Raw genomic sequence first — 25,744 nt, forward strand, 5'->3', positions numbered from 1 at the left:
CGGTGATCGGCGGGGCGGTCCGGCGCGCCGGGGGCGCGGGCGGCAGGATGGACGGGTGCGTGAACTGCTCGGGCGTCTCGGAGCCCGTTTCGAAGAGGCCGGATACACCGTCGAGGGCGTCCGGGAGATGCTGGGCCCGGTCGCGGGCGGGGCGCTGGCGCGGGACGAGATTGTCCCGGCGCTGCGGGCCACGGCCGGAGGGTCGCCGCTGGCCGAACTGATCCGGCTGTTCTGGCTGCAGGCGCCGGTCGCCGCGTCCCGGCTGGCTGGATTCGCCGAGGATCTGGTGGAGGCGGGGCTCGCCACCCTGGAGTCGGATTCCGACTCGGGTTCCGGCTCGGATTCGGGTTCCGGCTCGGATGATTCGGATGAGCTGTATCCCGTGTTCCATGTGGAGCCGGTCGAGTCGGTTCTGGGGTCGGGGCATCTCGGATACGTGGTTTCGGACCTGAAGGTGCGTCCCGGCGAGGGGCGGCTTCCGCGCCCGGACCACGTCGTCGGCACGGGTGGCGCGGCGACCAGCCTGGCTCGGCTCGTTGTCCACAGGCCTGTGGATAACGTTCTTGATCTGGGGACCGGATGCGGGGTCCAGGTGCTGCACCTGGCCGATCCGGCGATCCGTCCGAAACCCGCGCGGATCACGGCGACCGACATCAATCCGCGCGCCCTGAAACTGGCCGAGAAGAGCTTCGCGCTGTCCCGGCTGGACGGTGTCGAACTGCTCGAGGGGTCGCTGCTGGAGCCGGTCGCGGGCCGCCGGTTCGACCTGATCGTGTCCAACCCGCCGTTCGTCGTCGGACCGCCCGAAAGCGGCTTCACCTACCGCGAGTCGGGCATGCACGGCGACGAGTTCTGCCGCCGCCTGATCGCCGAGGCGCCCGCGCTGCTGAACGAGGGCGGGACGGTCCAGTTGCTCGCGAACTGGCTGCATATCCAGGGTGAGCCGTGGCAGGAGCGGGTCGGCGCGTGGGTCGAGGAGGCCTACTGCGACGCATGGGTCGTGCAGCGGGACGTCCAGGATCCGGCCGAGTACGCCGAGCTGTGGCTGCGCGACTCGGCGGAGGCGGGCACGCCCGAGCACGGCCGCCGCTACAAGGAGTGGCTGGACTACTTCGACGCCCGGAGGGTCGAGGCGGTCGGCTTCGGCTGGGTCACTTTGCGGGCGGTCGGAAACGAGCGTCCCGCGGTCCGGGTCGAGGAGCTGCGGCACACCGTCGACCAGCCGGTCGGCGCCTACGCGAACGCCGTCCTGGACGGGCTCGTCGCGGCCCAGGAGTTTTCCACAGCCTGTGGACGAGTGGACGGCCTGGAGCAGATCCGGGTGCGTTCCGTGGCCGGTCTCGTCCAGGAGCAGATCGGGCCGCCCGGCGACGAGCACCCCGAGCGGATCCTGCTCCGGCAGGGCGACCGGCTGCGGCGCGCCGCCGGGGTCGGCACGGCCGAGGCGGGCCTCGCCGGGGTCTGCGACGGGTCGCTGCCGCTGGCCCCGCTGCTCGACGCGATCGCGCAGCTCATGGACATGGACGGGGAGCAGATCCGGGCGCACGCCGCGGCCGTCCTGCCCGAGCTGATCGCGGACGGCTTCTTCGAGGTCGCCTCACTCGGCTGATCCTCGCTCGTCCGCCGGGCGGGCGACCGCGCGCAGGGCCGCGACCAGGTCGTCCTTCTTCAGGAACAGGACGGTGAAGCCGGCCGCGAGGTAGACCCCGGACAGGAACAGGCGCACGCCGTGCCACGGCAGCACGAACTGGGCCACGAACAGGGCGAACAGCAGCACGGCCTCGCGCCGGCGGAACACCAGGTCCACCAGCAGCGCGAGGCCGAGCACGGTCTGCGCGGCGGTCAGCAGCACCTCCTCGGTCTGCCGCGCGTCCAGCGGCAGCGACCAGTCACCGCCGCCCAGCTTGAACGCGAACGGCAGCGATCCGATCAGCAGCGTCCACTGGTTGACCTTGCTGGACAGCAGCGTCCCGAGCGCGTCGGCGTCCCGCAGCCGCCACGCGAACACCACCGCGACGATCAGCTCCGGCGCCTCCGACGCCAGCGGCGCGAGCCACTGCACCAGCAGGAACCGGTCGATGCCGAGCGACGACCCCGCGTTCACCAGGGACTCGGCGAACGGCTCCGCGCACGCGAAGATCACCACCGCGCCGAGCAGGAACAGCACCGCGGTCGTCACGCGCCGCGCCTCGGTGGGCAGCGCGACGAGGACGGCCGGGACGCCGACCGGTTCCTCCTCGTCCTCGTCGCCGCTCCGAGCGATCCGGACGACGTACAGGATGTAGAGGTAGATCAGGACGATCGCGACGTACCATCCGATCTCCCCGGCCAGGGCGGGCACGAACGCGACCACCGAGGCGATCGCCAGGAAGCCCAGCTCGATGCGGTGATGCCCGCGCAGCCGGACGGGCCGGATCTCCTCGCGCTCCCTGGGCGAGGCGCGGGTCTTCCGGATGACGTGGCGGCTGCCCAGCGTGAAGGCGAGGACGACCAGGGCCCAGCCGACGCCGACCAGCAGCCGGTTCGCGCCGGTCATGTTGGCCGCCGCGTACGCCGAGTACTCGGGCTTCGAGCCCGCGGCGTAGGCGTAGTAGAGGTCGACGGCGTACTCGGGGAGCACCGCGACCAGGGCGAGCAGCGCCAGCGCGAGCGCACCGGACATGTCCCGGCGCGCCGTCTCGGACGCCCACATCAACAGGATGGCCGCGCCCAGCACCCCGGCGCCGAAGATGATCATGCTGGGCACCGGCGACGGATGCGTCCCGGTCAGCCGCAGCACGACCGCCGGCGCCGCGAGCACGACGGCACCCGCCATCCGTGCCGCGATCGTCCTGTCCGACAACGGCGTCAGAGCCGACATACCCCGAACCCTCCCGCCGTCCAGGTCGAGCTACGTCCACCCAGGAGCAAAGATCACTCCGCCCACCCGAACCCGATTACGCAGCTCAACTGCCTAACCAGACCCTGCCGCGCACTCCACACACCGCACCTGCCCCCCGCAGACGGACGCTTCCCGCCATCGAGTGCCGCCGTTGTCGGAGCCCCCGCCTGCCCCTGCAGGCGGGCTGCCTCCCGCCATCGGGTGTTGAGGAGATTGCGACCGCGGCCCGAAGACGCAGATGGACGGCGTCAGCAGACCGGTGCCGCCTGCTGGCGCAGAGACGAGGACCCTGGCGTCTGAAAGGGCCTCCCGGCGCGCTGCCCGCGACGGCAGGGAAGGGACACAGGTCGAAAGGCGAGGATCCGCAGGCGACGCGCTCCTGGAGGGCGCCGTTCGGTGGCGCGGAGACGAGGTCCCCGGCGTTTGGAAGGGCAAATCGGCGCGCTGCCCGCGGCGGCGTCGAGGAGGCGCGGGGCGAAAGGCGAGGATCCGCGAGCGATGCGTCCTTGGAGAGTGCCGTTCGGTGGCGCCGAGACGAGGTCTCCCAGTGCTAGGACGCCAACCTGGCGCTGTCCGCGCCGACGTGGAGGAGACGCAGGTCGAAAGACGAGCATCCGCAGGCGACGCGCCCTGGACGGCGGCGGCCGACGGCGCAGAGACGAGGATCGGGAAGGGGCGGCCCGGCGCGCTGCCTGCGGCGGCGTGGAGGAGATGCGGGTCGAGAGACGAGGATCCCCAGGCGTGGTGCCCTGGACAGTGGGTGCCGTTCGGAGGCGCAGAGACGAGGTTCCCCCGCCGTTAGGAAGGGCGGCCAGCGGCGTTGCCTGCTGCGGCGGGGAGGATGCGGGGATCGAGAGACGAGCATCGCCCAGGTGAGGCGGTCCGGACGGGTGCCGTTCGGAGGCGCAGACGAGAACCCTGGCGTGAGAAGGGCTGCCTGGCGTGCTGCCTGCGGCGGCATGGGGAGATGCGGGTCGAAGGACGAGCGTTCTCGGGCGACGCGTCCCGGACGGCACCGGCGGGCGGCGCCGAAGGGTGACGTGGGCGGGCGGGGCGGCGTCGCTCGGTGATGGTCCCGATGGCGCGGCTGGTAAGTGGGACGTGGTTGAACGGCGGCGCCTCGGGTGGCGCGGCGGTGCTTGATGGCGGGGACGCGTTCCTCAGGGGTTGGTGGCTGGGGCGGGGTGGGTCAGGTGGTGGGGGGAGGGGTGCGGGCTTCGGCGAGGGTTGGGAAGGCGCTGCCGCGGAGGCGGCGGGACAGGTCTCGGTGGACGCGCCAGGCCCAGAGGGGGCCGCCGTAGATCATTCCGGTGAAGCCCTGGACGAGGGTGGCGCCGGCGCGGACGCGTTCCCACACGTCGTCGGCGGTCTCGATGCCGCCGACGGAGATCAGGACGAGGCGGTCGCCGGTGCGGGCGCGCAGCCGCCGCAGTACTTCGAGCGAGCGGGCCTTGAGCGGGGCGCCGGACAGTCCGCCGGTCTCCTTGGTGAGCACGGGCGGGCCTGCGAGGCCGTCGCGGGAGATCGTGGTGTTGGTGGCGATGATGCCGTCCAGGCCGAGGTCGAGCGCGAGGTCGGCGACGGCGTCCACGTCCTCGTCCGCGAGGTCGGGTGCGATCTTGACCAGCAGCGGGACGTGGCGGTCCGGGGCGGCGCGGTCGGCGGCCTCGCGGACGGCCGTCAGCAGCGGGCGCAGCACCTCGACGGCCTGGAGGTTCCGCAGGCCGGGCGTGTTCGGCGAGCTGACGTTGACCACGAGGTAGTCAGCGAGCGGGGCGAGGCGCTCGGCGCTCGCGACGTAGTCGGCGGCGGCCTCGGCCTCCGGCACCGTCTTGGTCTTGCCGATGTTGACCCCGACGATCGTGCTCTCCGGCGTCCGGCGGCGGTCGCGCAAGCGGCGCGCGGCGTCCGCGGAACCCCGGTTGTTGAAGCCCATCCGGTTGACGATCGCCCGGTCCGGAAGCAGGCGGAACAGGCGCGGGCGCGGGTTGCCCGGCTGCTCTTGCCCGGTTAGCGTGCCGATCTCCACGTGCCCGAAGCCGAACGCGCCGAGCGCCTCGTAGGCGACCGCGTCCTTGTCGAAGCCCGCCGCGAGGCCGAGCGGCCCGGGGAACTCCAGGCCCAGCGCCGCGACCCGCAGCGCCGGGTCGCGCGGTGCGAGCGCGCGGCGCAGCAGCGGGGCCGCGCCGGGTGTCGCATGGATGACGCGGAGCGCGCGCATCGTCAGGTGGTGGACGTCCTCGGCGTCCATGAACCGGGCGATGACGTGGCGGAACAGCAGTGAATACAGCATCAGCACGAGTATCCCAGGCGGCCGGAGCGAAATCCGATTGAGGTCGTCCCGGGGAGCCGCCTACGCTGGCGAACATGATCGAGAACCTGCTGGCCACCGCTTGCGTGGCCGCGCCCCAGCGCATCGTCCGCCACCGCGCCGCCGTCTGACGGACGGCCCCCTGCGGAACTCCCGCCCGGGCCGGACGACGACCACAGTCATCGCCTGCCAACAGGGAGCGGCTTCACCATGGCCAAGAACAGGAACAACATGCTCGGCGTCGGCGGTCAGCGGCGCAAGGTCTCGCGCGCCGACCTGCGCGGCGCGCGGGGCGGACGCGACGCGGCTCAGGGCGGCGCGAACGCCAAGCGCACGCTGGCCGAGTCGATGCGCGAACGCCTCGACGCCAAGCGACTCGCCACCAAGGACGAGACCAGCGACGACAGCACCAACGAGTGACGCTCGACAGCATGACCGAGTAGCCATCGACGGCGCCAACGGCGTCAACGGCGCTCACGGTCGCGGGCGTGCGCGGCCCGCCGCGCCGCGTCCACCAGCACGTCGTGGACGATGTCGGCGCCGGTGACCGTCACCGGCGCCGACAGGTGACCGCCGATGGCGCGACCCATTGATCGCCGACGGCGCGACCGAGCGACCGTCGACGGCGCTGATGAGCGGCTGGCGACGTCGTGAACGGTCATTCGTCTACGGCGCCGAGGGGGATCGTGGACGGCGGCCTTGCCAGGTCGGCGGGACGGTGTTCTGGGTGCTTCAGGGCGGTGTGAGTCGTTCTGGTGGCTGATCGGCGTGTGATTCGGACCGGCGTCCGTGCCGTGCTGGGCACGGGCGCCGGTTTCTTTATGTAGTCGAGTCGATGCGTTGGGTCAGATTTCAGGTTTAATCGCCACCTGTTGCGAGAAAACCATCACGATCAGTAAAGGGCATGCGTCACGGTGGAGTCGTTGGTGGAGCTGACAACCACTGGGGGGCGTTGTGAAAGTGACCTTTTCCAGCGGCACCGGAACCGGCGACACGACGGGCCGGCACGCCCGGGTCCGGCGGCGGGACCGCAATGAACCGTGGCCCGCCGAGCCGCTCTGGCCCGCGCCCGACCCGGCCCGCGACCGCGAGATCCTGCTCGCCCTCGCGTCCCATGAGGCGGGGGCGGAGGGCAGGCTCTACGACGCGTACGCCGCCCGCCTGCACGACTACGCCGCGTCCGTGTTGCGCGAGGGGCCGGCCGCCGACATCGTCCACGACGTGCTGGTGGACGCGGCGCGGCGGGCCGCGCGCGCCCGCGACCGGGAGCGGCTCGGCGCGTGGCTGTACGCCGCGACCCGCGCCCGGATCCGCCGCCGCACCTTCCCGCGACCGCACTGGGACTGGTCGGCCGCACACGGCGACCCGCGCCCGGCCGTCTCCGCTCAGGTGCGCGACACCCTCGACCACCTGATGGCGGTCACGGGTCCGACCGAGCGGGAACTGCTCCTGCTCACCGGACGGCACGGCCTCACCACGGACGACCTGGAGGGCGTCCTCGGCCGTCCGGCCCGAGGGCTTCGCCGCCGCTGCGCCCTCGCCTGGCGTCACGCGGCCGAGATCGTCGCCGCTCACACCGCCGCTTCGGCGGCGACGGATGGTGACCTGCGCATCTCCTCGTCCCCCTCTCCGTTCAAGGTGAGTGGCGCGACACCGCCGAACGGCCTCCCGTACACCGCGCCCGATCCCGCACGTCAAGCTGCGTATTCGCCCTACGGGACGCCCCCGGATGAGCGGCCCTTCGTGCCGCCCGGGCCATCTCCTCACAACTTCGCGCATGAGCCGGACGGGGTGCTTTTCGCGTCGCGTCCGCCCGCTGGAACCCTGTCCGGGCCGTACGAAACATCGCCTGGTGGGGGATCTGGGCGCGGGGTGTCGAGCGGCGGCATGGGCGATTCGGCGCTGCGGGTGGAGGTGCTGCTTGTCACGCCTGTCGTCCCGCCTCCGCCGCAGCGGTTGCGGATGCGTGTGCTGCACACGCTCGCCGATCCCGAACTCGCGCCCTACCGGGCCGAGATTCGCGCGCGGGGTGGACGGCTCACTCCGCAGGGGCTGCCCCGGCAGCCCGACGCGACCTCGCCGGCCACCCGGCGGACACGTCGCGCCGGCCTGCGCACGACGCTGACCGGGGCGGCGGCCGTCACCGGGGTGCGTACGTCCGCCGCCGCCACCGCGACCGTCGGGACCGCGCTCGTTCCTCTGTTCCTGGTGCCCGCGTCCACACCGAGCATTGGGCTGGGCCTCGTGCCCGGCCACGGCGGCCACAGCATCACCAGCCCGTTGAACGGTGAGCTCCCGGAACCGCTCCCCGACAGGCCGGCGCACGACTCGGGTGTCGGACTCCCGGCCGCCGAACTTCCGGCCGTGTCGCTGACTCCGCCGGAGGGGGCAGGGACGCCGGTGATCATTGATCCGCCGAAGTATCCGGATGTCCCGGCGATCTCCGGGGGTGTGCCGGGCGGGCCCGTGCTGCCCGTCCGGCCTCCGGAGCTGCTTGGGACCGATCCTCTCCCCGTGCCGTTCGCTCCGCCGCACCTCCTTCGTGCCGTCCCGCAGATCGTCGACACGGTTCCGCAGATTGTCGACGCGGTGCCGCAGGTCGTGCGGGACGTTCCCGACGTCGTTCGGAGCATTCCGCAGGTGGTGCGGGCCGTGCCGCGTGTGCTTCAGGACGTTCCGGACATCGTTCAGAGTGTCCCTAGGACGCTCCAGGACGTGCCGAAGGTTGTCGAGGGCGTTCCCAAGACGCTTCAGGACGTTCCGCGGGTGGTCCAGAACGTGCCCAAGGTCGTGCGAGATGTGCCGAACGTGGTCCAGAACGTGCCGAAGGTGGTTCAGGACCTGCCGGATGCGGTCTCTGAGCTGACCGGGGCGGCGGTGCCGTCCGGGCAGGGCGGTGGGCCTGACGTGGCGGGAGCGGTCGGAGGCGGGCCGCGCTGAGCCGGACGCGCCGGACGCGGACGGCGGCGAACCGCTTGGAGACGTGCGATGACTTCGGCGCGGCGCGGAGGTCTCTCGGCCTGACGGCGAAAGGGTGGAGCGATGGGCATCGTCTACACCGAAATGTCGGTCTCTCTGGACGGGTACATCGCGGGGCCTGACGAGACGGGCTTCGACCGGCTGTTCCGGTGGTACGAGAACGGCGACGTCGTCTGGGAGACGGCCCTGCCGGGGCTCACCTTCCGGATGACCGAGGTGAGCACGCGCGTGGTGCGCGAGGCGATCGCCGGTACCGGCGCGCTCCTCGTCGGGCGCAGGCTGTTCGACCTCACCAACGGGTGGGAGGGACGGCATCCGTTCGACGTCCCGGTGGTCGTGCTGACCCACGAGGCGCCGAAGGAGTGGCCGCACCTCGGCACCGCGCCGTTCACCTTCGTCACCGAGGGCGGCGTGGAGGCGGCGGTCGCGACGGCGAAGGAGGTCGCGAACGGCAGGGACGTCGGGGTGAACGGCGGGACGATCGCCACGCAGTGCCTTGACGCGGGACTGCTGGACGAGGTGGGCATGGCGCTCGTCCCGATCATGCTGGGCGGCGGCGTGCCCTACTTCGGCCCGCTCGAGAACGGCCCGGTCGACCTGGAGGGGCCGATCAGGACCGTCCAGGGCAAGGACGTCACGCACCTTCGCTATCGCGTCCGCCGCGGCTGACCCGCGAAGCGGGACCCGCCGTCCCCGAACGCCGAAACCCGGGAGCGCCGTTCCTGGACGTCGAGGTTTGAGGACCGAGCCTGGCGGGGGCGGCGGTCGGCGGGTGCGGGCGGGGGTCATGCGGCGGTGGGCCAGGCCCAGCCGAGCTGGGCGAAGAGGCCGAGGCGGTCGGAGACGGCGCGGATCTCGCTGATCATGCCGTTCCGCAGCGTGAAGACGAAGATCAGCTCGGTCTCGAAGCCGCGGCCAGTGGGGACGGGCATGCGCGGGTGCGCGCCCGTGTGGGTGCCGGTGTGCGTGCAGCGGGCGACGACGGTGTCGCCGGAGGCGACGAGCTGGTCGACCCGGCAGTGGTGGTCGCCGAACGCCTCCAGCTGCATGGCGATGGCGTCGAACGCCGCTCCGGGCTCGTCCGGCTCGCCGTGGATGATCTTGTTGTGGTCGACCACGTCGGCGGCCATGCAGTGGCGCAGGTCGGCGAGCCGGCGCTCGTTGACGGCGGCGAAGAACGCGGTGACGACATCGGTGGCGGACATGTCCACCCTCTCTCTTACGCTGTAAGACGTTCGGACGCGTCTATGATGCGTCTTACGCCGTAAGAGAGTCAAGTCGGAAGGGGAACCTGTGGGAAAACCCGTCGGCCTCACCCGGGAACGGGTCCTGGACGCCGCGCTGGCCTTGGTCGACCGCGACGGCCCGGCCAAGCTGTCCATGCGCCGCCTGGGCTCCGAGCTGGGCGTCGAGGCGATGACGCTCTACCACTACGTTCCGAACAAGGACGCCTTGCTGGACGGTCTCGTCGAGCGCGTGATCTCCGGGGCCCGCCCGCGTCCCGTGCCCGGCAGCCTCGACTGGATCGCCGACTTCGCCCGGTCGCTGCGTCGCGAACTGCTCGCGCACCCGCGCGTCGTGCCGTTGCTGGCGTCGCGTCCGATGAACACTCCGGGCGGCCTCGACATGCTCGAGGAGGCGCTCGCGGCGCTGGCCGATATCGGCCTGACGCCGCTCGAATCCCTCGGGCTGCTCAACACGGTCGCCACGTTCACGGTCGGCCACGTCCTCGCCGAGGTGCCTGCCGACAGCGAGCCCGAGGCGCCCGACCTGGAGAAACACCCGCGCCTCGCGCAGGCGGTGGCGGACGGTCTGGGCACCCCGTCCGACCACGAGGCCCGATTCGAACGCGCCCTCACCGCCATTTTGACCGGTCTTGCCCCGGTCGGTGAACGATGATGGTCCGCGTGCACGCGATCACCGCAGTGGTCGTGGACGTGGAGGCGGGGCCGGTTCCTCGGCTCTGAAGGCCGAAGTGGCGGACGGTCACGGGAATCCCGCCCGCGCGGAGGGTGTCGCGGCGCATGCTTGGGGGGTCCGGCTTCGGGGGGCTGACAGGAGGGCGCATGAGGGTGGTCACTCTGTGGCGCACTCGTGACGGCACCTATGCGATCCGGGACGACCAGATGCGGCTGCTCGCCGAGTTCTGGGCCGAGAAGGAGGGATGGTGGCGGGGGGAGCTGTCCGACGGGACCGTCCGGCGACTGTGGGTCCCGGTCAAGGACGGTGATGAGGAGACCGCTGCCCGCGAGGTCACCAAACGTCTGTTGAGCAGGTAACAGAAGTGTGGCGCGGATGCCCCCGTGGTATCCGCGCCGTGACGATGCTCCCCGATCGTCCGGGGTCCGCGTATCCGCTCTCCTACTCAGATTCGGCTGGTATGCGGCGCCCTCGGAGCAGACGCCAGAAGAGCCACGCCTGGATGGGCCCGGCGAACGTCAGGTAGCCGTACAGCTCGATGTCGAAGGCGAAGAGCGGGATGAGCGCGGGGCCGAGCAGCGGGAACAGCCAGATCCCGGCCATGCTGCCGCTGTTCGTGAGGGCGGTGATGTGCACCCACACCGCGACGGCCGACACGAGCACGCCGTAGGACGCGGCGACCCTGAAGATCGCGGGCCCGTGCGCGAAGCGTCGGACGTACGTCCTGATCGGGTCGTGCCAGTGGCGCGTCCGCCGGCGAAGCAGGCCCCAGAAGGCCAGAGCCTGCAGCAAGCCGAGGACGAGCAGAGTGATCTTGAGCAGATGGCCCGATCCCCCGTCCTCGTCGATGCGAAGCCCCAGGGGGCTGAGCAGGTAGGAGACCGGGCCGACGAACTCTGCCAGCATCTTTGGCCGTTCGGTTTCCGCGTCGGCGAAGGACAGGAAGAAGAGCAGCACCAGGACGGCGACGTAGATGAGGGTGACGGCCGTGATGAGGCGGCCGAGGGTGATGCGCGGCACGGTGGGTCTTCCTGGTCGGAGCGGAATCTATCCGCGAGGACGACCATCGTGCCGACGGGTGCGGACCGTCCGGAATCCGTTGGTGTACTCAGGTCGCCTGAGTAGTCAGCGTCCCGGGGTGGAGAAGGCCTCGTTCAGCCAGCGGAAGACCGGGCCGAGCGTCGCGTTCCAGGTTGCGCGGATTCCGCGGCCGATCGGACGGGCCACGTTCACCCAGACCCAGCGGACGGGCAGCGCGACCAGGTACTTCAGCGGGACGACCAGCGTGTAGTACAGCACGCGTCCGGCGGCCCACCAGGCCCAGCTCAGCACCGGGTACAGGGCGTTCTCCCAGATCCAGGCCAGGCCGCGGCCGATCGGGGCCAGGACGTACCGCCAGAAGAGCGTCAGCGGCAGGACGATCAGGATGTTCAGCACCCAGGCGATTCCGGTCGCGATCGGAAGCAGCACGTACCGGCCGAACCAGGCCAGGCCGGCCCAGAGGCCGCGTCCGATCCAGGCGAGGAATGCGCCGAGCAGCCGCAGCGGCGGGAGCAGCAGCGTCTCCCACACCCAGATCGCGGGCTTGACCAGCAGGTAGTAGAGGACGAGGCCGATCGGGCGCAGGATGTAGCGGCCGAACTGGACGAGCACCCATCCGATGCCGCGTCCGAGCAGCTTGAGCAGCTCCCAGGCCAGCCGGAACGGCAGCACGACGACCATGACGGGCCAGAGGAGACAGCCCGGCCCGGAGTTGGTGTTCGGACTGGTCAAAATGTCTCCCATATCGTGCTCGGTCCCGGAGTCCCGACTATGACGGTTCGGGGCGAGAGGCGGTTCAAAAACGTACTCCTGAGGTTTGAACCTTTTCATACCGAACCGCACACACCGCGTCATTCGATCGACGCGACGCCGCACGACAGGAAGTGGCCCCCGGCCCTCAGCCGAGGAGGCGGTGACGGAGGACGGGGAGGTGGCTCTCCTCGATCTCCTTGGTCGCGGTGAGCAGCGTGACCGGCCGGCTCTCGGCGAGTTCGCGCAGGTGGTGGACGCTCTCGACGCGTTCCGGGTCGTCCAGTTCGGCGCGGTAGCGGTCGGCGAACTCGGCCTTCTTCGCCGGGTCGTGGCCGTACCACTTGCGCAGTTCGTCCGACGGGGCGACCTGTTTGTCCCACTCGGTCAGCTCGGCGTGCTCCTTGGACAGGCCGCGCGGCCACAGCCGGTCCACCAGCACGCGCGCGCCGTCCGCCGCCTCGGGCGCGTCATAGGCGCGCCGCATCCGGAATTCCCCCATGCGTGTCTCCTACCCGCGGCGTGACGGTTAGCCCCGTCCGAGCCCGGGGATCCTGCCCAGGAAGATCGTTAGTTTCGGGAGGCGTGGATATGGCGACGGTCGCCGAGCAGCTCATCGAGATCCTGCGCCAAGCGGGTGTCCGGCGCGTCTACGGCGTGGTCGGGGACAGCCTGAACCCGGTCGTGGACGCCGTCCGGCGGGCCGACGGGATCGAGTGGGTGCACGTCCGCAACGAGGAGTCCGGGGCGTTCGCGGCCGCCGCCGAGGCGCAGCTCACCGGGCGGCTCGCGGTCTGCGCGGGCAGCTGCGGACCGGGCAACACGCACCTGATCAACGGCCTGTACGACGCGCAGCGCACCGGCGCGCCGGTGCTCGCGATCGCCTCCCAGATCCCGAGCGCGCAGATCGGGATGGGGTTCTTCCAGGAGACCCATCCGGAGCGCGTGTTCGCCGAGTGCAGCGTCTACCGGGAGTTGGTGAGCGGGCCCGAGCAGATGCCCCGGATCGTCCGGACGGCCGTCCAGCACGCGGTCGGGCTCGGCGGCGTCTCGGTGCTCGCGCTGCCCGGCGACGTCGCCGACCGGGACGTCGCGGCCTCCGTCGGGCACTCCGCCCTGCTCGTCCGGCAGGGTGTCCTGCATCCGCCCGCCGACCAGGTCGACCAGCTCGCGAGCCTGCTCAACCGCGCGGACAGGGTGATGCTGTTCTGCGGCGACGGCGTGCGGGACGCGCACGGCGAGGTGATCGGCCTGGCCCGGAAGGTGCTGTCGCCGATCGGGCACACGCTGCGCGGCAAGGAGTGGATCCAGTACGACAACCCGTTCGACGTCGGGATGAGCGGGCTGCTCGGCTACGGCGCCTGTTACGACGCGATGCGCGAGGCCGACCTGGTGCTGCTGCTGGGCACGGACTTTCCGTACGACCAGTTCCTGCCGGGGAAGCGGACCGTCCAGATCGACACCGACGCGTCCCGGCTCGGCCGCCGCACACCGCTGGAGCTGGCCGTCCACGGGGACGTCGGGGAGACGTTGCGTCAGCTCACCGGCAAGGTCCGGCAGAAGACGGACGTGTCGTACCTGGACGGGATGCTCCGCAAACACACCCGTTCGCTGGAGAAGGTCGTCGACGCCTACACCCGCGACATCGAGCACCACACCCCGATCCACCCCGAGTACGCCGCGTCCGTCCTCGACGACGTCGCCGCCGAGAACGCGATCTTCACCGTCGACACCGGCATGTGCAACGTGTGGGCCGCGCGCTACCTCACGCCGAACGGGAGGCGCCGCATCATCGGGTCCTTCCTGCACGGTTCGATGGCGAACGCGATGCCGCACGCGATCGGCGCGCAGTTCGCGTATCCGGGCCGCCAGGTGATCTCGGTGTCGGGGGACGGCGGGTTGAGCATGCTGCTCGGCGACCTCATCACGATCCGGCAGCACCGGCTGCCGGTGAAGATCGTCCTGTTCGACAACGGGTCGCTCAGCATGGTCGAGCTCGAGATGCTCGTGGACGGCCTGCCCGCCCACGGCACCGACAACGGCGAGGTCGACTACGCGGGCATCGCGCGCGCGGTCGGCATCGAGGCCGAGCGCGTCGAGGACCCGGGGCGCGTCCGGGCGGCCCTGACCGACGCGTTCGCCGCGGACGGCCCCTACCTGGTGCACCTGCTCACCGACCCGAACGCGCTCTCCATCCCGCCACGGATCACCGGCGCCCAGGTCAAGGGCTTCGCGCTCGCCGCGGGACGGACCGTCCTCAACGGCGGCGTCGGCAAGATGCTCGACCTCGCGCGCAGCAACATCCGCAACATTCCCCGGCCCTGAGCATCGCCCGTCGTGGGCGGCAGGTGTCAGCGGGTCAGTGCGGGCCCGGCAGGTCGACGTCGAACCATAGATGCGTGCCGGTCGAGGACTGCTCCAAGCCCCATTCGGAGGCGAGCACGTCGATGACCGTGAGGCCGCGGCCGTGGTCGATGCGGTCGGTGCCGTGCGGGTCGTCCTGCCGGGCGGGGCCGCCGTCGCGGACCGCGACCCGCAGCCGCCGGCCGTCGGCCGTGATCCGGACCCGGATCGGCCCGGTGCCGTGCAGCACGGCGTTCGCGATGGCCTCGGCGCCCATCAGCTCGACGTCGTCGAGCAGCGCCTCGTCGTCGATCAGCTTCGCCGCGCGCTCGCGCACCGTGCGCCGCACGGCCTGCCCCTCCGTCCGGCCGCCGGTGAGGACGAGCTCGTCCCCGAGCAGCTGCATCACGCCGGTCACGACCCGCAGCCGGGACGGACGCGGGCGGACGGGCGGGGAGCGGATGCCGTTGTGCCGAGAGTCACTGGATCACCACACTGTGAGAGCGGAGACGCATCGCGATCGTTCACCTCCGGTGCGTGACCGGGCAACGCGCCACGAGACCTTGGTCCTGACCTGTTGAGGGCGTGGTCCCGCCTGTCCCCGGAGACGGCCTCGGGCGCTGGGTAAGCGCCGGGCCGGTGCCGGACCCTCGGTGCGAGGCACCGGCGGAGACCGCTCAAAGATAGGCCGGATTCGGAACGCCGCGCAGCACAACGCCCCGGAACCTCCCCGCCCGGGATCCGCCTTGACGCCTGTGACGTGCGTGAACACCGCGTTCGCCGGGTGCCCGCGGGGTGCTGAAGAACGCGAAATACCGCCGTCCGCACCGACGATTCGTCGGAGGCCCGGGCGTGTCACGTCCGCGGTTCCGCGGATCCCGCCGCCGATGGGGGGCACGGCCGGACGGTGCGCGATCGGTCAGCGGACGGTCAGCGCGCCCGGCGACCGTGAGGTCACGCAAGCGAAACGAGCGGATGGAGCGGGACCATGGAGAACACCACCGTACTGATCTCGGGTGCGAGCGTCGGCGGCCCGGCCCTGGCCTACTGGCTGACCCGGCACGGCTTCGACGTCACCGTCGTGGAGATCTCGGACGGGCCGCGTCCCGGCGGGCAGGCGATCGACGTGCGCGGCCCGGCTCTGGAGGTGGCGGACCGGATGGGCGTCCTGGACGAGATCCGCGCGGCACGCGTCCGGATGCGCGGGATGTCGATGGTGGACGCCGACGGCGAGGAGCTGTTCCGCAGCGAGGAGCGCACCATCACCGGCGGCGACCTGGACAGCCCGGACGTCGAGATCCTGCGCGACGACCTGTCCCTGATCCTGAGCCGGGCCGCCGGGGACTCCGTCGAGTACCTGTACGGCGACTCGATCGCGGGCCTGGAGCAGGGCGCGGACGGGGTGCGCGTGTACTTCGGATCCGGCGTCCAGCGCGACTTCGACCTGGTCGTCGGCGCGGACGGCCTGCACTCCAACACCCGGCGGCTCGCCTTCGGGCCGGAGGAGCGGTTCATCACCCACCTCGGCACCTACCTCGGCGTCTGGACGGCGCCGAACTTCCTCGGCCTGGACGAGTGGCAGGTCTTCCACCAGGTCCCGGGCAGCTCGTGGGGCGGTGGCGTGATGAGCGTCCGGGACAACCGGGAAGTCCGCGTCTACCTGGGCTTCGAGGCTCCGGAGCCGATCGCCTACGACTTCCGCGACACCGCCGCGCAGCAGCGGCTGCTCGCCGAGCGGCTCGCGGGCGGCGGCTGGGAGCTGCCGCGCCTCGTCGCGACGATGAAGGACGCCCCGGACTTCCACTTCGACGCGATGGCGCAGATCCACATGGACTCCTGGTCGTCCGGACGGGTCGTCCTGCTCGGGGACGCGGGGTACTGCGGCTCGCCGCTGTCGGGGCAGGGCACGTCCATGGCGATGGTCGGCGCGTACGTCCTGGCCGGTGAGCTGAAGGCGGCCCGCGGCGACCACGAGGCGGCCTTCGCGGCGTACGAACGCGAACTCCGCGGCTACGTCACCGCCAACCAGGAGCTCGCGCTGACGAACAAGGCCCGCGTCGAGGCCCAGCAGGCCGCCGAGGCCGGGCACCCCGACGAGGCCATCGACTTCCAGGACTTCGGCGAGATCGTCAACTCGGTGGCTCTGAAGGCCTACTGACCCTCACGACGACGCCCTGCACCCCAATTCGCGTGTTGGGGGTGCGGGGCCGTGCTTCGTCGGCTATTGCGGAGACATGGCAGACACGCACGATGCTCGGGAACGGTCGGCTTCGGGGTGGATGCGGTGGACGGTCGCCGGGAGTGTGGCGGCGGCCTTGTTCGCCGTGCTCGCGGTGGTGGTCGCGATGCGGGACGGACGGCCGCTGCCAGGTGACCTGGGACTGCACGACTGGTCGGTGGGGCATCGGCCGGACGTGATGCGGACGATCGCGGTGGCGATCACCGACACGGGGACCGGAACCGTTCCGTACCTGCTGGCGTTGGCGGCCGGCGCGTTGGCGGGCGCGGCGTTGCCCGGGATCGCGTCGGTGGCGCCGCGAGGCGCGACCGGATGGGTCTGGCGGATCGGGGGCGCTGCCGCGGCGTTGGTGCTGCTCGTGGCGGTGCAGCTCGTCCGGTCGGGGGTGATGCACTGGGTCGGACGGCCCCGGCCGCCGATGCGGGACTGGGTCGGCCATCCGACGGGTATGTCGTTTCCGTCCGGACATGCGACGACCTCGGCGATGGCCGCGTTGCTGCTTGTCGTCGCGGCGCTGTCGGTGCTGCGCGGAGCGGTGCGCGCGGTCGTCGTGACGATCGCCGTCGTGTGGGCCGTTCTGGTGGGACTCAGCCGGATCTACCTGGGCGTTCACTGGCCGACGGACGTGTTGGGCGGGTGGCTTTTCGTGGTCGCGGTGGGGTGTCTCCTAGGGGCCCTGCCTCGAAGGCGAACAAATCAGGACGCCCAGGCGTGACTTTCGTATAACGCACCCATAACCGTCGTGTGCTTACCATCGGCCTCATGACGAGAGCCGAGGTTCCCGCCGGCGTCGGCGTCGGAGTCGCCGCCGGTACGGACATCGACATCGACGAGTGGCGGCGTTCGGGCGTCCGGACCGCCGCCCTCTGGATGTGGCCCTGGTGCCTGCTGTTCGCGACGGCCGCCGCGTGCGCGGTCGCCGCGGTCGCCGCCGACGCGCCCTACGCCGACGACGACGTCCTCGACCTGCTCGGCGGCTGGGGACGCGACGCGCTCGGCGGCCTGGACGGGGTGCCGTGGGCCGTCGTCCCGCTGCTGGTGTTCCTCACCGTCACGCACTACGCGTGCACGGGGAAGGCACTCCGGTCGGCGTCCGGGCGTCCGCTGCCCAAGGGCGAGACGTTCGCCGTGCAGATCGCGGCGGCCGCGGCGAGCCGGCTCGTCCCGGCCGGGATCGGCAGCCTCGCCGTCCTCAGCCGCTACCTCAACCGGCGCGGACACTCCGGCGCCGAGGCGGTCGCGGTCGTCGGCCTCACCCGGCTCGCGGGCGGCGTCTCCAGCCTCAGCCTGTTCTTCGCGCTCGGTGCGGGGCACATGCCGAACCCGTCCGCGCTCGGCTCGCAGCTGCGGCACGTCCGGGTGCCCGAGGGGACGGCCGCGGGGCTCGCCGTCGCGATGCTCGGCGCGACGACCGCGACGTACGTCGTCCGGCGGCGTTCCACCCCGGACGGACGGCTCGCGCGCCTACGCGGGCGTGTCCGGCGGGCCGTCGCGGACGCCGTCCACCAGGCGACCGAGCTCCGGCACCGGCCGCGGGCCTGCGCGGCGCTCCTCCTCGCGACGCTCGGCACGCCGCTCGCGCTGGGCACGGCCTTCACGGTCAGCGTGATCGCGTCGCCGGGCGGTCCCGGATTCCGGCACGCCGGGACGCTGCTGCTCGTCTACCTCGTCGGCTCGGCCGCCGGAACCGCGGTGCCGCTGCCCGCCGGGACGGGCGCGAACGAGGCCGCCCTGATCGGCACCCTGGTGGCGGCCGGAGTCGCCGGGACCGCCGCTGTGCAGGGCGTTCTGCTGTTCCGGGCCGTCACGTTCTGGGCGCCCGTCCCGTTCGGGCTGCTCGCGGCGCGGCGCCTCCGCCGCATCGGCGCGCTCTGAGGTTCTTCCCACTATCGATGGTGGGGTTTGGGGCGGAAGACGCCGACGAGGACGCGCAGGGCGAGCACTGAGCAGACCACGAGCATCCCGTAGCCGAGGAACTGGTACAGGTCGACCGAATCGGTCATCGCCGGTCCGTTCTTGAGGCCGAGCAGCAGGACGGCCATGACCCCGGCCGTGGACGCCAGCAGCGTCAGCAGGAACTGGTGCAGGAGGCCGGTGACGGTCGCGCGGTCCCGCTCGTCCGCGAACAGCCGGACGTTCACCGTGAGCCGTCCGCCCTCGATCGCCGAGGTGATCCGGTCGAGGCGGCGGGGGATGCGTCGCAGCGTCGGCAGCATCGCCGCCAGTTCGCTGGTCGCCGCGTCGCGCAGGGACTCGGGGCGCAGCCGTTCGCCCAGCTGGGAGGCGCCGAACGTGCGCGCCTCGCCGACCATGTCGAAGCCGGGCGCGAGCTCGGTCAGGCCGCCCTCCAGCGTCCCGAGCGCCCGGAACACCGCCGCGAACTCCGCCGGGACGGCCAGCGCGAACCGCGTCATCACCCGGAACAGCTCGGTGAACATCGCCGCGTCCGGGGTCTGCCCGGCGGCGAGGTGCCGCGCCATGAACGCGCCGAGCGCCCGCTCGAGGGCCTGCTCGTCCAGCTCGTCCGGACGGGCCGTCACCTCGAGCAGCGCGTCGGTCAGCGCGATCGGGTCCGCCCGGTTCACGGCGAGGAGGATCCGGCCGAGCGAGGCGCGCAGGCCGGAGTCGAGCCGTCCCACCGAGCCGAAGTCGATCATTCCGAGCCGGCCGTCGTCGAGCAGGAGGAGGTTCCCGGGATGCGGATCGGCGTGGAACACCCCGTCGAGCATGATCTGGCGGAGCATCTCATCCAGCAGGTCGCGGGCGAGTTCCGCCTGGTCGAGGCCGCGGCGTGCGATGGCCGGGCCCGCCTGGCTCAGGGGAACTCCGTGGAGGTGTTCCATGACGAGGACGCGTGCGCTGCACAGGTCCTCGTGCGGGCGCGGGATGTGGACCCTGTCGTCGACGTCGCTGTTCCGGTGCGCGGACGAGACGGCGGCCATGTTCCGTGTCTCGATACGGAAGTCGAGCTCTTCGCGGAGGGCGGTCGCGAATCCTTCTGCCAGCTCGACGATGCCCAGGGCACGCCCCCATCCGGCGCGTGCATCGAGCGTCCGGGCCAGTCGCCTAACGATGTCGAGGTCGCGCTCCACGACCGTCCGGACGCCTGGGCGCTGCACCTTGACCACGACCTCCTCACCCGTCCGCAGGCGGGCGGTGTGGACCTGCGCGACGGACGCGGCGGCCAGCGGTTCGCGCTCGAACTCGGCGAACACCTCGTCGACCGGTGCGCCCAGCTCGTCCCGCAGCACCTGCTCGATGCGCTCCCACGGGACCGGCGCGGCGCGGTCGCGCAGGCGTCCGAGTTCGGCGACGAACTCCTCCGGCAGGACGTCCCGCCGCGTCGACAGCACCTGTCCCAGCTTCACGAACGTGACCCCGCCGCGGTCGAGAGCCGCGGCGAGCGAATGCGCCAGCCGCGACCGCGACTCACCCTCCGGGCGTGCCCTTCCACGCAGATACGGCCCGAGGCCGGCCCGCACGAAGATCCAGGTGATCTGCCAGTAGCGGCGCGTGCGAGCGGCTCGTGCGCGCAGGGACCGCACCCAAAGGAACGGTGACGGGACCGTCCCGGTCGGGACGAACGCCTCCCACACCACCAGCACGATCATCGCGACGAGCAGCGCGCACGCCCAGCCGAGAACGGCGAACCAGACCGCGGCCGTGACGTGCGGACTGTCCGGACCCAGCCCGTGCATCAGCCCTCTGAGGATGGGACTTGCCACGCCCTGCCCGGCAGCCGCGGCCAGGACCGTCCTGAACAGCGAGAACCGTGTGTTCAGCAGCCTCCTGGCGCCGAAGGCCAGGAAGCCGATGATCAATGTGGAACCCGCGACGAGACCGATCCAGAACACCATGTCCGAAAAAGTAGGGGCGGCGTCGCGTGAGTGGATCACCCGTCCGACCGAGGCGCTTCCCCCGTCCGGGCGAATTGCCCTCGCGCCCGGCCGCGGGGCCTCTGACCAGGCGAAGGTCTACCAACGTTCAGAAGTTCTTACGAGGTTCATACGGCTGGGACGGATTCGGGTCGACGATCGGGTTCGCGACCTATGTTCGGGCCATGCGAGTGCTGCTCACAGGATCGGCGGGCTTCATCGGTTCGCACATCGCCGATGCGCTGGAGGCGTCCGGCCACGAAGTCCTGCGCCTGGACATAGCCGGCCCGGAAACCCCGGCCGTCGAAGCCGCGGCGCGCGTAGGCGCGAACGCGGGCGTGAGGACGGACGCGGGCGTGAGGACGAGCGCGGGCGTGAGGATGGACGCAGGCGTGGAGATGGGCGCGGGCGTGGGGGCGAGCTCGGGCGTTGGGGCGGGCTCGGGCGTGAAGACGAGCGTTGCCGCGCGGACGGATGCCGGTAGGGGCGCACCGGGCGATGTGCGGGACGCGGAGACGGTCGCCCGCGCCCTCCAGGGTGTGGACGCCGTGTGCCACCAGGCCGCGATGGTCGGGCTTGGCGTGGACGTGTACGACTTGCCCGGCTACGTGTCCGTCAACGCGCTGGGGACGTCCGTCCTGTTGGCGGAGATGGCTCGCGCGGGCGTGCGGAAGCTGGTGTTGGCGTCGTCCATGGTCGTCTACGGCGAGGGCTCGTATGAGTGCGCCGTGCACGGTTCGGTGAGGCCGCGCCCACGTGCCGAATCGGCTTTGGCGTCGGGAGTCTTCGAACCGGCCTGCCCGCGCTGCGCGCGGCCCCTGAGCCCTGGGACGATCGACGAGAAGGCGCCAGCCGACCCGCGCAACGTGTACGCCGACACCAAACTCGCCCAGGAGAACCTGGCCGCCTCGTGGGCACGCATGACGGGCGGCTCGGTCATCGCCCTCCGCTACCACAACGTCTACGGCCCACGTATGCCCCGCGACACTCCCTACGCGGGCGTGGCCGCGCTCTTCCGCTCGGCCCTGCTGCGCGGCGAGGCCCCGAAGGTCTTCGAGGACGGCCTCCAGCGGCGCGACTTCGTCCACGTCCGGGACGTTGCCCGGGCGAACGTCCTGGCCCTGGAACATCCGTCCTACGCGCCCTTCGCCGCCTACAACATCGCGAGCGGACGGCCCCGCACGATCGGTGACCTGGCCGAGGCCCTGTCGGCCGCGTGCGGCGGCCCGCGGCCCGTGGTCACGGGGGCGTACCGGCTCGGCGACGTCCGCCACATCGTGGCGAGCCCCCACCGGGCCGCCGCCGACCTCGGCTTCACCGCGGAGATCGGCTTCGAGGACGGCATGGCGGAGTTCGCGGCGGTGACCGCGTGACGACCGTCGACGTGATCCTGCCGTGCCTGAACGAGGCCGACGCCCTGCCCTGGGTCCTGGACCGGATGCCGCCCGGATATGCCCCGATCGTCGTGGACAACGCCTCCACCGACGCGTCCGCCGAGGTCGCCGCCCGCCATGGCGCCCGGGTCGTCCACGCCGCCCGCCGGGGTTTCGGCGAGGCCTGCCACGCCGGGCTGCTCACCGCCACCGCCGAGACCGTCTGCCTCATGGACGCCGACGCCTCGCTGGACCCCCAAGACCTCCCCCTCCTGGTCTCCAGGCTCAATCGAGGTTCCCGGAGTTTCCCCGATTCCCCTCGGGCGGCCGGTTCCGTCCCGTCCCCGTCGCGGCCTTCGTCTGACGCGGACGCCGCTTCGGACGGCCCTTCCACCGGCGGGTCCGTGGACCGGCCGATGCTCGTCCTGGGACGCCGCCGCCCGACCGAATGGCGCTCCTGGCCGCCGCACGCACGCATCGCCAACCGGGTGTTGGCACGCGAACTGAACCGGCGCGCCCGCACGTCCCTTCACGACCTGGGGCCGATGCGCGCCGTCCGCCGCACCGATCTGCTCGCTCTCGCCCTGACCGACCGCCGCTTCGGCTACCCGCTGGAGATGGTCCTCAAGGCAGCCCGCGCGAACTGGCACATCACCGAACTGGACGTCCCGTACCACCCGAGGACCGGCCGCTCCAAGGTCACCGGCACCCTCCGCGGGACGATCCGGGCCGTCCAGGACATGCGCGATGTCCTGACCAAGGTGGGCGCCGCGTGACCGCCCCCGTCCCGTTCGCCGCCGACCTGATCGTCATCGCGAAGGAACCGGTCCCGGGCCGCGTCAAGACACGTCTGACCCCGCCGTTCACACCCCACCAGGCCGCCGCCCTGGCCGAGGCGTCCCTGAAGGACACGCTCGAGTCCGTGGCCGCGGCCCCGGCCGTCCGCCGCGTCCTGGCCCTCGCGGGATCGCCCGGCCCTTGGCTCCCGGATGGCTTCGACGTCATCCCGCAGCGCGGGGAGGGCCTGGACGAACGCCTGGCCAACGCCTTCGACGACGCCTACCAGGGCCGTCCGCTGGTCCTGGTCGGCATGGACACCCCGCAGCTGACCTGGTCCCTCCTGGCCGACGCCGCCGCCGCCCTGGCGACACACGACGCCACCTTCGGCCGCGCGTCCGACGGCGGCTTCTGGCTCCTCGGCCTCCGCACCCCTGACGCGTCCCTCCTCCGAGGCGTCCCCATGTCCCGCCCGGACACCGGCCACTTCCAGCTGTGCCGTCTCGCCGAGGCGGCCCTGACCGTCGCCCACCTCCCCGAACTCACCGACGTGGACACCCACGCGGACGCCGCCCAAGTGGCCGCCCACGCACCCACCACCCGCTTCGCCGCCATCTACCGCACCCTCACCACCCCCTTCCGAACCGACCAACTCACGCCAGCCACCCCTCCCCACAACACAGCGATCCCCCCTCACCTCCAACCGACCACCACGCCCCCCAAACAAGACCCACCCCACCCCCAACAACACCCGGCGCACCCGCAGCAACCCCCAGCGCCCCCCGACCAAGTCCCAGCGCGTTCCGACCGTGGCACGGCCCGCCCCGAGCAAGGTGCGGCCCGCCCCGAGCAAGGTGCGGCCCGTCCAGGGCAAGGTGCTGCGCGTTCGGAGCAAGGCGCGCCCCGCCTCGAGAATGGCGCCGCGCGTTCCGGGCGTGGCACGGCCCGTCCCGAGCAACGCGCAGCGCGTTCGGAACAAGACGCGCCAGGCCTCGAACACGGCGCGACCCGTTCCGAGCAACGCCCGGCGCGTCCGGAGCAAGGCGCAGCGCGTTCGGGTCGAGGCGCGCCCCGCCTTGAACACGGCGCGGCCCGTTCCGACCGTGGCGCAGCGCGTTCGGAGCAAGACGTGTCCTGTCTCGAGCATGGCGTGGCGCGGTCCGAGCAGGGCCCGGCGCGTTCGAAGCAGGGGGCGACGCGTCCGGAGCGGAACAGCGGAGGTTCCCGAGAGCTCGATGGTGCGGACGCCGAGGTGCTGCTCGATCTGGAGGGGGTGGCCTTCCGTGATCGGTGAGCTTTACGAGAGGGCATTGGACGAGCAGGCCGTCGGCTCACGAGGGCACGCGTCGGTGCAGATCGAGGACGCGACGGGCGCGCGGCGGCCGCTGCCGGTGACGGACTGGCTGCGGTTGCGGCCGGGCGACGAGGGCCTGCTGTCACGTTCCGAAGGCCCTGTCCTGGACGTCGGTTCGGGGCCGGGCAGGTTGACCGTCGCGCTCACCGAACGCGGCGTCCTGGCCGTCGGCATCGACAACGCGCCGACCGCGGTCGCGATGACCGTGGCCGCGGGCGGCCCCGCCCTGGTCGGGGACGTGTTCGAGCAGATCCCCGGCGCCGGCCTCTGGCAGACGGTCCTGCTCGCGGACGGCAACATCGGCATCGGCGGCGAACCGTCCACACTGCTTCGCCGCCTGGCCTCCCTCCTGGCCCCCGGCGGCCGGATCCTCGCCGAAGTGAACGCCCCGGGGACCATTTCCCGGCGCGAACACGTCCGCCTGCGCAGCGGCACGACAACCGGCCCCTGGTTCCCCTGGGCCCAGGTGGCCATCGACGACCTCCCCCAAAGCGGCCTGATCGTTTCCGAACGCTGGGAAGAGGCAACACGATGTTTCGTCGCACTCACCCCGTGACCCAGGCCCGACCGGCCGACGGACCTCCACGACATCTGGCTTCCACGATCCGGCGTCGTTCCGAGGGCTCGGGGCCGTTCGCGGCCCGAGCCGGACGCCGTCAGCCACGGGTCAGCTCGATCCTTCAGGCGCAAGACCAGGTCGGCCACCTGGTGACGTCCGTCGGATCGCGCTTCAGCAGCCGCTTCCACGATGAGCGGATCGCGGCGTGGCTGGGCATCGCGCTCGGCGTCTCGTTCGGCTCGGCGTTCATCACCGGCTTGATCAGCCACTTCATGCAGCATCCGCCGGACTGGCTGCACTGGCCGTCCAGGCCGATCAACCTGTACCGCGTCACCCAGGGCGTCCACGTCATCGGCGGGCTGGCGACGGTGCCGCTCCTCCTCGCCAAACTCTGGACGGTCTATCCGAAGCTCCTCCAGTGGCCGCCGTTCCGCTCGGTCGGCCACGCACTCGAACGCGCCCTCGTCCTGCTGCTGGTCGGCGGCGCCCTGTTCCAGTTGGTCACGGGCATCCTGAACATCGCCTACTGGTACCCCTTCCCGTTCTTCTTCACGGTCGCCCACTACTGGACGGCCTACGTCGTCATCGGCGCGCTGATCATCCACATCGCGAACGAGTGGACCAAGGCCCGCCGGACCGTGATGCGCAGACCCGACGACGGTCTCGACCGTCGCTCCTTTCTCCTCACGGTCTTCGCGGCGTCGGGCGCGGTCACCCTGTTCACCGTCGGCGAGGCCGTTTCGCCGCTGGCCCGCCTCGCCCTGCTGGCCCCGCGTCGCATAGGCGTCGGCCCGCAGCGGCTCCCGGTGAACCGCAGCGCGCTCGCTGCCGGAGTCACGCAGACCGCCCGTGATCCGGGCTGGCGGCTCCGCGTGACTGGACGCGTTCGCAACGAGCTCTCGCTCTCACTAGCCGAACTCAGCGCGATGCCGCAGCACACCGTCCGCCTTCCGATCACGTGCGTCGAAGGCTGGTCCGCCTCCGGAAACTGGACGGGCGTCCGTCTGCGTGACGTCCTGAGCCGGGCCGGAGCCCCTGCCGATACGCGCGTCCGAGCCGAATCCCTGCAGAGCGGCGGCGCCTACCGAAGCTCCGAGGTCGATCCCCGGCACTGGCGTGACCCCGACACGCTCCTGGCCCTGTCGCTGAACGGCGAGCCCCTGGCTCTGGACCACGGCTACCCCTGCCGTCTGATCGCTCCAGACCGTCCTGGTGTCCTCCAAACCAAATGGCTCACGACCTTGGTCGCCGAATGACGCGCGGTGGCGGTGCTGGGCGTTCGCGGGGCGGGGCTGATCAGGGCGGCACTGTTGGCGGAGGTGGGGGCGGTGGCCGAGCCGGT

The 25,744-nt window shown here is 71.7% G+C and carries 24 protein-coding genes; 15 read left to right on the forward strand and 9 right to left on the reverse strand.

Annotated elements, in window-relative coordinates:
• Positions 1–55 precede the first annotated feature (55 nt).
• Complete coding sequence (locus AB0L06_RS12100; RefSeq protein WP_500230990.1) at positions 56–1,609, forward strand: DUF7059 domain-containing protein; 1,554 nt, start codon at positions 56–58, stop codon at positions 1,607–1,609.
• On the opposite strand, the gene AB0L06_RS12105 is transcribed toward AB0L06_RS12100, so the two are convergent.
• Both AB0L06_RS12105 and AB0L06_RS12110 read right to left on the reverse strand, forming a co-directional pair.
• Positions 1,598–2,860, reverse strand: a complete 1,263-nt coding sequence (locus AB0L06_RS12105) for a calcium:cation antiporter family protein (protein WP_500230991.1) — start codon at positions 2,858–2,860, stop codon at positions 1,598–1,600. The two genes, AB0L06_RS12100 and AB0L06_RS12105, sit on opposite strands and share 12 nt — an antisense overlap.
• A 1,210-nt stretch (positions 2,861–4,070) precedes the next feature.
• Entirely contained in the window at positions 4,071–5,174 is a 1,104-nt protein-coding gene (locus tag AB0L06_RS12110) for a quinone-dependent dihydroorotate dehydrogenase (protein WP_500230992.1), read from the reverse strand.
• Between the two features lie 228 nt (positions 5,175–5,402).
• Between AB0L06_RS12110 and AB0L06_RS12115 the strand changes: the two genes are divergently transcribed.
• Positions 5,403–5,612 (forward strand): DUF6243 family protein, encoded by a 210-nt coding sequence (locus AB0L06_RS12115; protein ID WP_500230993.1) that lies wholly within the window; start codon positions 5,403–5,405, stop codon positions 5,610–5,612.
• A gap of 44 nt (positions 5,613–5,656) precedes the next feature.
• Here AB0L06_RS12115 and AB0L06_RS12120 read toward each other — a convergent pair whose 3' ends face one another.
• A complete protein-coding gene (locus tag AB0L06_RS12120) occupies positions 5,657–5,782 on the reverse strand; it encodes a hypothetical protein (protein WP_500230994.1) in 126 nt (41 codons plus the stop codon).
• Between the two features lie 370 nt (positions 5,783–6,152).
• On the opposite strand from AB0L06_RS12120, the gene AB0L06_RS12125 reads away from it, so the two are divergent.
• Positions 6,153–8,132: an RNA polymerase sigma factor gene (locus AB0L06_RS12125; RefSeq protein WP_500230995.1), complete on the forward strand. Its 1,980-nt coding sequence runs from the start codon at positions 6,153–6,155 to the stop codon at positions 8,130–8,132.
• A gap of 102 nt (positions 8,133–8,234) precedes the next feature.
• Complete coding sequence (locus tag AB0L06_RS12130) at positions 8,235–8,840, forward strand: dihydrofolate reductase family protein (RefSeq protein ID WP_500230996.1); 606 nt, start codon at positions 8,235–8,237, stop codon at positions 8,838–8,840.
• A gap of 116 nt (positions 8,841–8,956) precedes the next feature.
• Here the strand turns inward: AB0L06_RS12130 and AB0L06_RS12135 are convergent, their stop codons facing one another.
• Entirely contained in the window at positions 8,957–9,376 is a 420-nt protein-coding gene (locus tag AB0L06_RS12135; RefSeq protein ID WP_500230997.1) for an ester cyclase, read from the reverse strand.
• 88 nt (positions 9,377–9,464) lie between these two features.
• Between AB0L06_RS12135 and AB0L06_RS12140 the strand changes: the two genes are divergently transcribed.
• Positions 9,465–10,070 carry a TetR/AcrR family transcriptional regulator C-terminal domain-containing protein gene (locus AB0L06_RS12140; protein ID WP_500230998.1) on the forward strand — a complete coding sequence of 202 codons (606 nt, stop codon included), beginning with the start codon at positions 9,465–9,467 and terminating at the stop codon, positions 10,068–10,070.
• A 167-nt stretch (positions 10,071–10,237) separates the two neighbouring features.
• Positions 10,238–10,450 carry a hypothetical protein gene (locus AB0L06_RS12145; RefSeq protein WP_500230999.1) on the forward strand — a complete coding sequence of 71 codons (213 nt, stop codon included), beginning with the start codon at positions 10,238–10,240 and terminating at the stop codon, positions 10,448–10,450.
• Between the two features lie 82 nt (positions 10,451–10,532).
• Here AB0L06_RS12145 and AB0L06_RS12150 read toward each other — a convergent pair whose 3' ends face one another.
• From AB0L06_RS12150 to AB0L06_RS12160, 3 genes are all read right to left on the reverse strand, one after another.
• Positions 10,533–11,111 (reverse strand): hypothetical protein, encoded by a 579-nt coding sequence (locus AB0L06_RS12150; RefSeq protein ID WP_500231000.1) that lies wholly within the window; start codon positions 11,109–11,111, stop codon positions 10,533–10,535.
• Between the two features lie 105 nt (positions 11,112–11,216).
• Positions 11,217–11,864 carry a hypothetical protein gene (locus AB0L06_RS12155; protein WP_500231001.1) on the reverse strand — a complete coding sequence of 216 codons (648 nt, stop codon included), beginning with the start codon at positions 11,862–11,864 and terminating at the stop codon, positions 11,217–11,219.
• A 166-nt stretch (positions 11,865–12,030) separates the two neighbouring features.
• Positions 12,031–12,384, reverse strand: a complete 354-nt coding sequence (locus AB0L06_RS12160) for a DUF488 domain-containing protein (RefSeq protein ID WP_500231002.1) — start codon at positions 12,382–12,384, stop codon at positions 12,031–12,033.
• A gap of 89 nt (positions 12,385–12,473) precedes the next feature.
• On the opposite strand from AB0L06_RS12160, the gene AB0L06_RS12165 reads away from it, so the two are divergent.
• The gene (locus AB0L06_RS12165) at positions 12,474–14,207 is read left to right on the forward strand and encodes a pyruvate dehydrogenase (RefSeq protein WP_500231314.1); all 1,734 of its coding nucleotides are present in this window, start codon (positions 12,474–12,476) and stop codon (positions 14,205–14,207) included.
• Positions 14,208–14,241: 34 nt separating this feature from the next.
• Here AB0L06_RS12165 and AB0L06_RS12170 read toward each other — a convergent pair whose 3' ends face one another.
• Positions 14,242–14,643, reverse strand: coding sequence for an ATP-binding protein (locus AB0L06_RS12170; RefSeq protein WP_500231003.1), 402 nt, complete (start codon positions 14,641–14,643; stop codon positions 14,242–14,244).
• 570 nt (positions 14,644–15,213) lie between these two features.
• Here AB0L06_RS12170 and AB0L06_RS12175 point away from each other — a divergent pair.
• The 3 genes from AB0L06_RS12175 to AB0L06_RS12185 all read left to right on the forward strand — a co-directional run bounded on the left by AB0L06_RS12175 (position 15,214) and on the right by AB0L06_RS12185 (position 18,339).
• Entirely contained in the window at positions 15,214–16,383 is a 1,170-nt protein-coding gene (locus tag AB0L06_RS12175; protein WP_500231004.1) for an FAD-dependent monooxygenase, read from the forward strand.
• A gap of 76 nt (positions 16,384–16,459) precedes the next feature.
• Positions 16,460–17,179, forward strand: a complete 720-nt coding sequence (locus AB0L06_RS12180; protein ID WP_500231005.1) for a phosphatase PAP2 family protein — start codon at positions 16,460–16,462, stop codon at positions 17,177–17,179.
• 47 nt (positions 17,180–17,226) lie between these two features.
• The gene (locus tag AB0L06_RS12185; RefSeq protein ID WP_500231006.1) at positions 17,227–18,339 is read left to right on the forward strand and encodes a lysylphosphatidylglycerol synthase transmembrane domain-containing protein; all 1,113 of its coding nucleotides are present in this window, start codon (positions 17,227–17,229) and stop codon (positions 18,337–18,339) included.
• A gap of 11 nt (positions 18,340–18,350) precedes the next feature.
• Here the strand turns inward: AB0L06_RS12185 and AB0L06_RS12190 are convergent, their stop codons facing one another.
• A complete protein-coding gene (locus AB0L06_RS12190) occupies positions 18,351–20,321 on the reverse strand; it encodes an ABC1 kinase family protein (protein ID WP_500231007.1) in 1,971 nt (656 codons plus the stop codon).
• A 203-nt stretch (positions 20,322–20,524) separates the two neighbouring features.
• Between AB0L06_RS12190 and AB0L06_RS12195 the strand changes: the two genes are divergently transcribed.
• From AB0L06_RS12195 to AB0L06_RS12215, 5 genes are all read left to right on the forward strand, one after another.
• Positions 20,525–21,712 carry an NAD-dependent epimerase/dehydratase family protein gene (locus AB0L06_RS12195; protein ID WP_500231008.1) on the forward strand — a complete coding sequence of 396 codons (1,188 nt, stop codon included), beginning with the start codon at positions 20,525–20,527 and terminating at the stop codon, positions 21,710–21,712.
• A complete protein-coding gene (locus AB0L06_RS12200) occupies positions 21,709–22,488 on the forward strand; it encodes a glycosyltransferase family 2 protein (protein ID WP_500231009.1) in 780 nt (259 codons plus the stop codon). Before AB0L06_RS12195 ends, AB0L06_RS12200 begins: the two co-directional genes overlap by 4 nt.
• On the forward strand, positions 22,485–23,783 hold the full coding sequence (locus AB0L06_RS12205; protein WP_500231010.1) for a TIGR04282 family arsenosugar biosynthesis glycosyltransferase: 1,299 nt from the start codon (positions 22,485–22,487) through the stop codon (positions 23,781–23,783). Before AB0L06_RS12200 ends, AB0L06_RS12205 begins: the two co-directional genes overlap by 4 nt.
• Complete coding sequence (locus AB0L06_RS12210) at positions 23,773–24,399, forward strand: class I SAM-dependent methyltransferase (protein WP_500231011.1); 627 nt, start codon at positions 23,773–23,775, stop codon at positions 24,397–24,399. Before AB0L06_RS12205 ends, AB0L06_RS12210 begins: the two co-directional genes overlap by 11 nt.
• Before the next feature lie 152 nt (positions 24,400–24,551).
• Positions 24,552–25,658 carry a molybdopterin-dependent oxidoreductase gene (locus tag AB0L06_RS12215; protein WP_500231012.1) on the forward strand — a complete coding sequence of 369 codons (1,107 nt, stop codon included), beginning with the start codon at positions 24,552–24,554 and terminating at the stop codon, positions 25,656–25,658.
• Positions 25,659–25,744: the final 86 nt, after the last annotated feature.

Origin of the sequence: Spirillospora sp. NPDC052269 (genome assembly GCF_040679435.1) — a bacterium.
Lineage (GTDB): Bacteria > Actinomycetota > Actinomycetes > Streptosporangiales > Streptosporangiaceae > Spirillospora.

What these genes read in the sequence shown, in the direction of transcription:
- AB0L06_RS12145 (WP_500230999.1), top strand. Translation starts at nt 10,238, where the DNA reads ATGAGGGTGGTCACTCTGTGGCGCACTCGTGACGGCACCTATGCGATC.
- AB0L06_RS12115 (WP_500230993.1), top strand. Translation starts at nt 5,403, where the DNA reads ATGGCCAAGAACAGGAACAACATGCTCGGCGTCGGCGGTCAGCGGCGC.
- AB0L06_RS12135 (WP_500230997.1), bottom strand. Translation starts at nt 9,376, where the DNA reads ATGTCCGCCACCGATGTCGTCACCGCGTTCTTCGCCGCCGTCAACGAG.
- AB0L06_RS12105 (WP_500230991.1), bottom strand. Translation starts at nt 2,860, where the DNA reads ATGTCGGCTCTGACGCCGTTGTCGGACAGGACGATCGCGGCACGGATG.
- AB0L06_RS12180 (WP_500231005.1), top strand. Translation starts at nt 16,460, where the DNA reads ATGGCAGACACGCACGATGCTCGGGAACGGTCGGCTTCGGGGTGGATG.
- AB0L06_RS12120 (WP_500230994.1), bottom strand. Translation starts at nt 5,782, where the DNA reads ATGGGTCGCGCCATCGGCGGTCACCTGTCGGCGCCGGTGACGGTCACC.
- AB0L06_RS12175 (WP_500231004.1), top strand. Translation starts at nt 15,214, where the DNA reads ATGGAGAACACCACCGTACTGATCTCGGGTGCGAGCGTCGGCGGCCCG.
- AB0L06_RS12160 (WP_500231002.1), bottom strand. Translation starts at nt 12,384, where the DNA reads ATGGGGGAATTCCGGATGCGGCGCGCCTATGACGCGCCCGAGGCGGCG.
- AB0L06_RS12130 (WP_500230996.1), top strand. Translation starts at nt 8,235, where the DNA reads ATGGGCATCGTCTACACCGAAATGTCGGTCTCTCTGGACGGGTACATC.
- AB0L06_RS12165 (WP_500231314.1), top strand. Translation starts at nt 12,474, where the DNA reads ATGGCGACGGTCGCCGAGCAGCTCATCGAGATCCTGCGCCAAGCGGGT.
- AB0L06_RS12110 (WP_500230992.1), bottom strand. Translation starts at nt 5,174, where the DNA reads ATGCTGTATTCACTGCTGTTCCGCCACGTCATCGCCCGGTTCATGGAC.
- AB0L06_RS12195 (WP_500231008.1), top strand. Translation starts at nt 20,525, where the DNA reads ATGCGAGTGCTGCTCACAGGATCGGCGGGCTTCATCGGTTCGCACATC.
- AB0L06_RS12185 (WP_500231006.1), top strand. Translation starts at nt 17,227, where the DNA reads ATGACGAGAGCCGAGGTTCCCGCCGGCGTCGGCGTCGGAGTCGCCGCC.
- AB0L06_RS12190 (WP_500231007.1), bottom strand. Translation starts at nt 20,321, where the DNA reads ATGGTGTTCTGGATCGGTCTCGTCGCGGGTTCCACATTGATCATCGGC.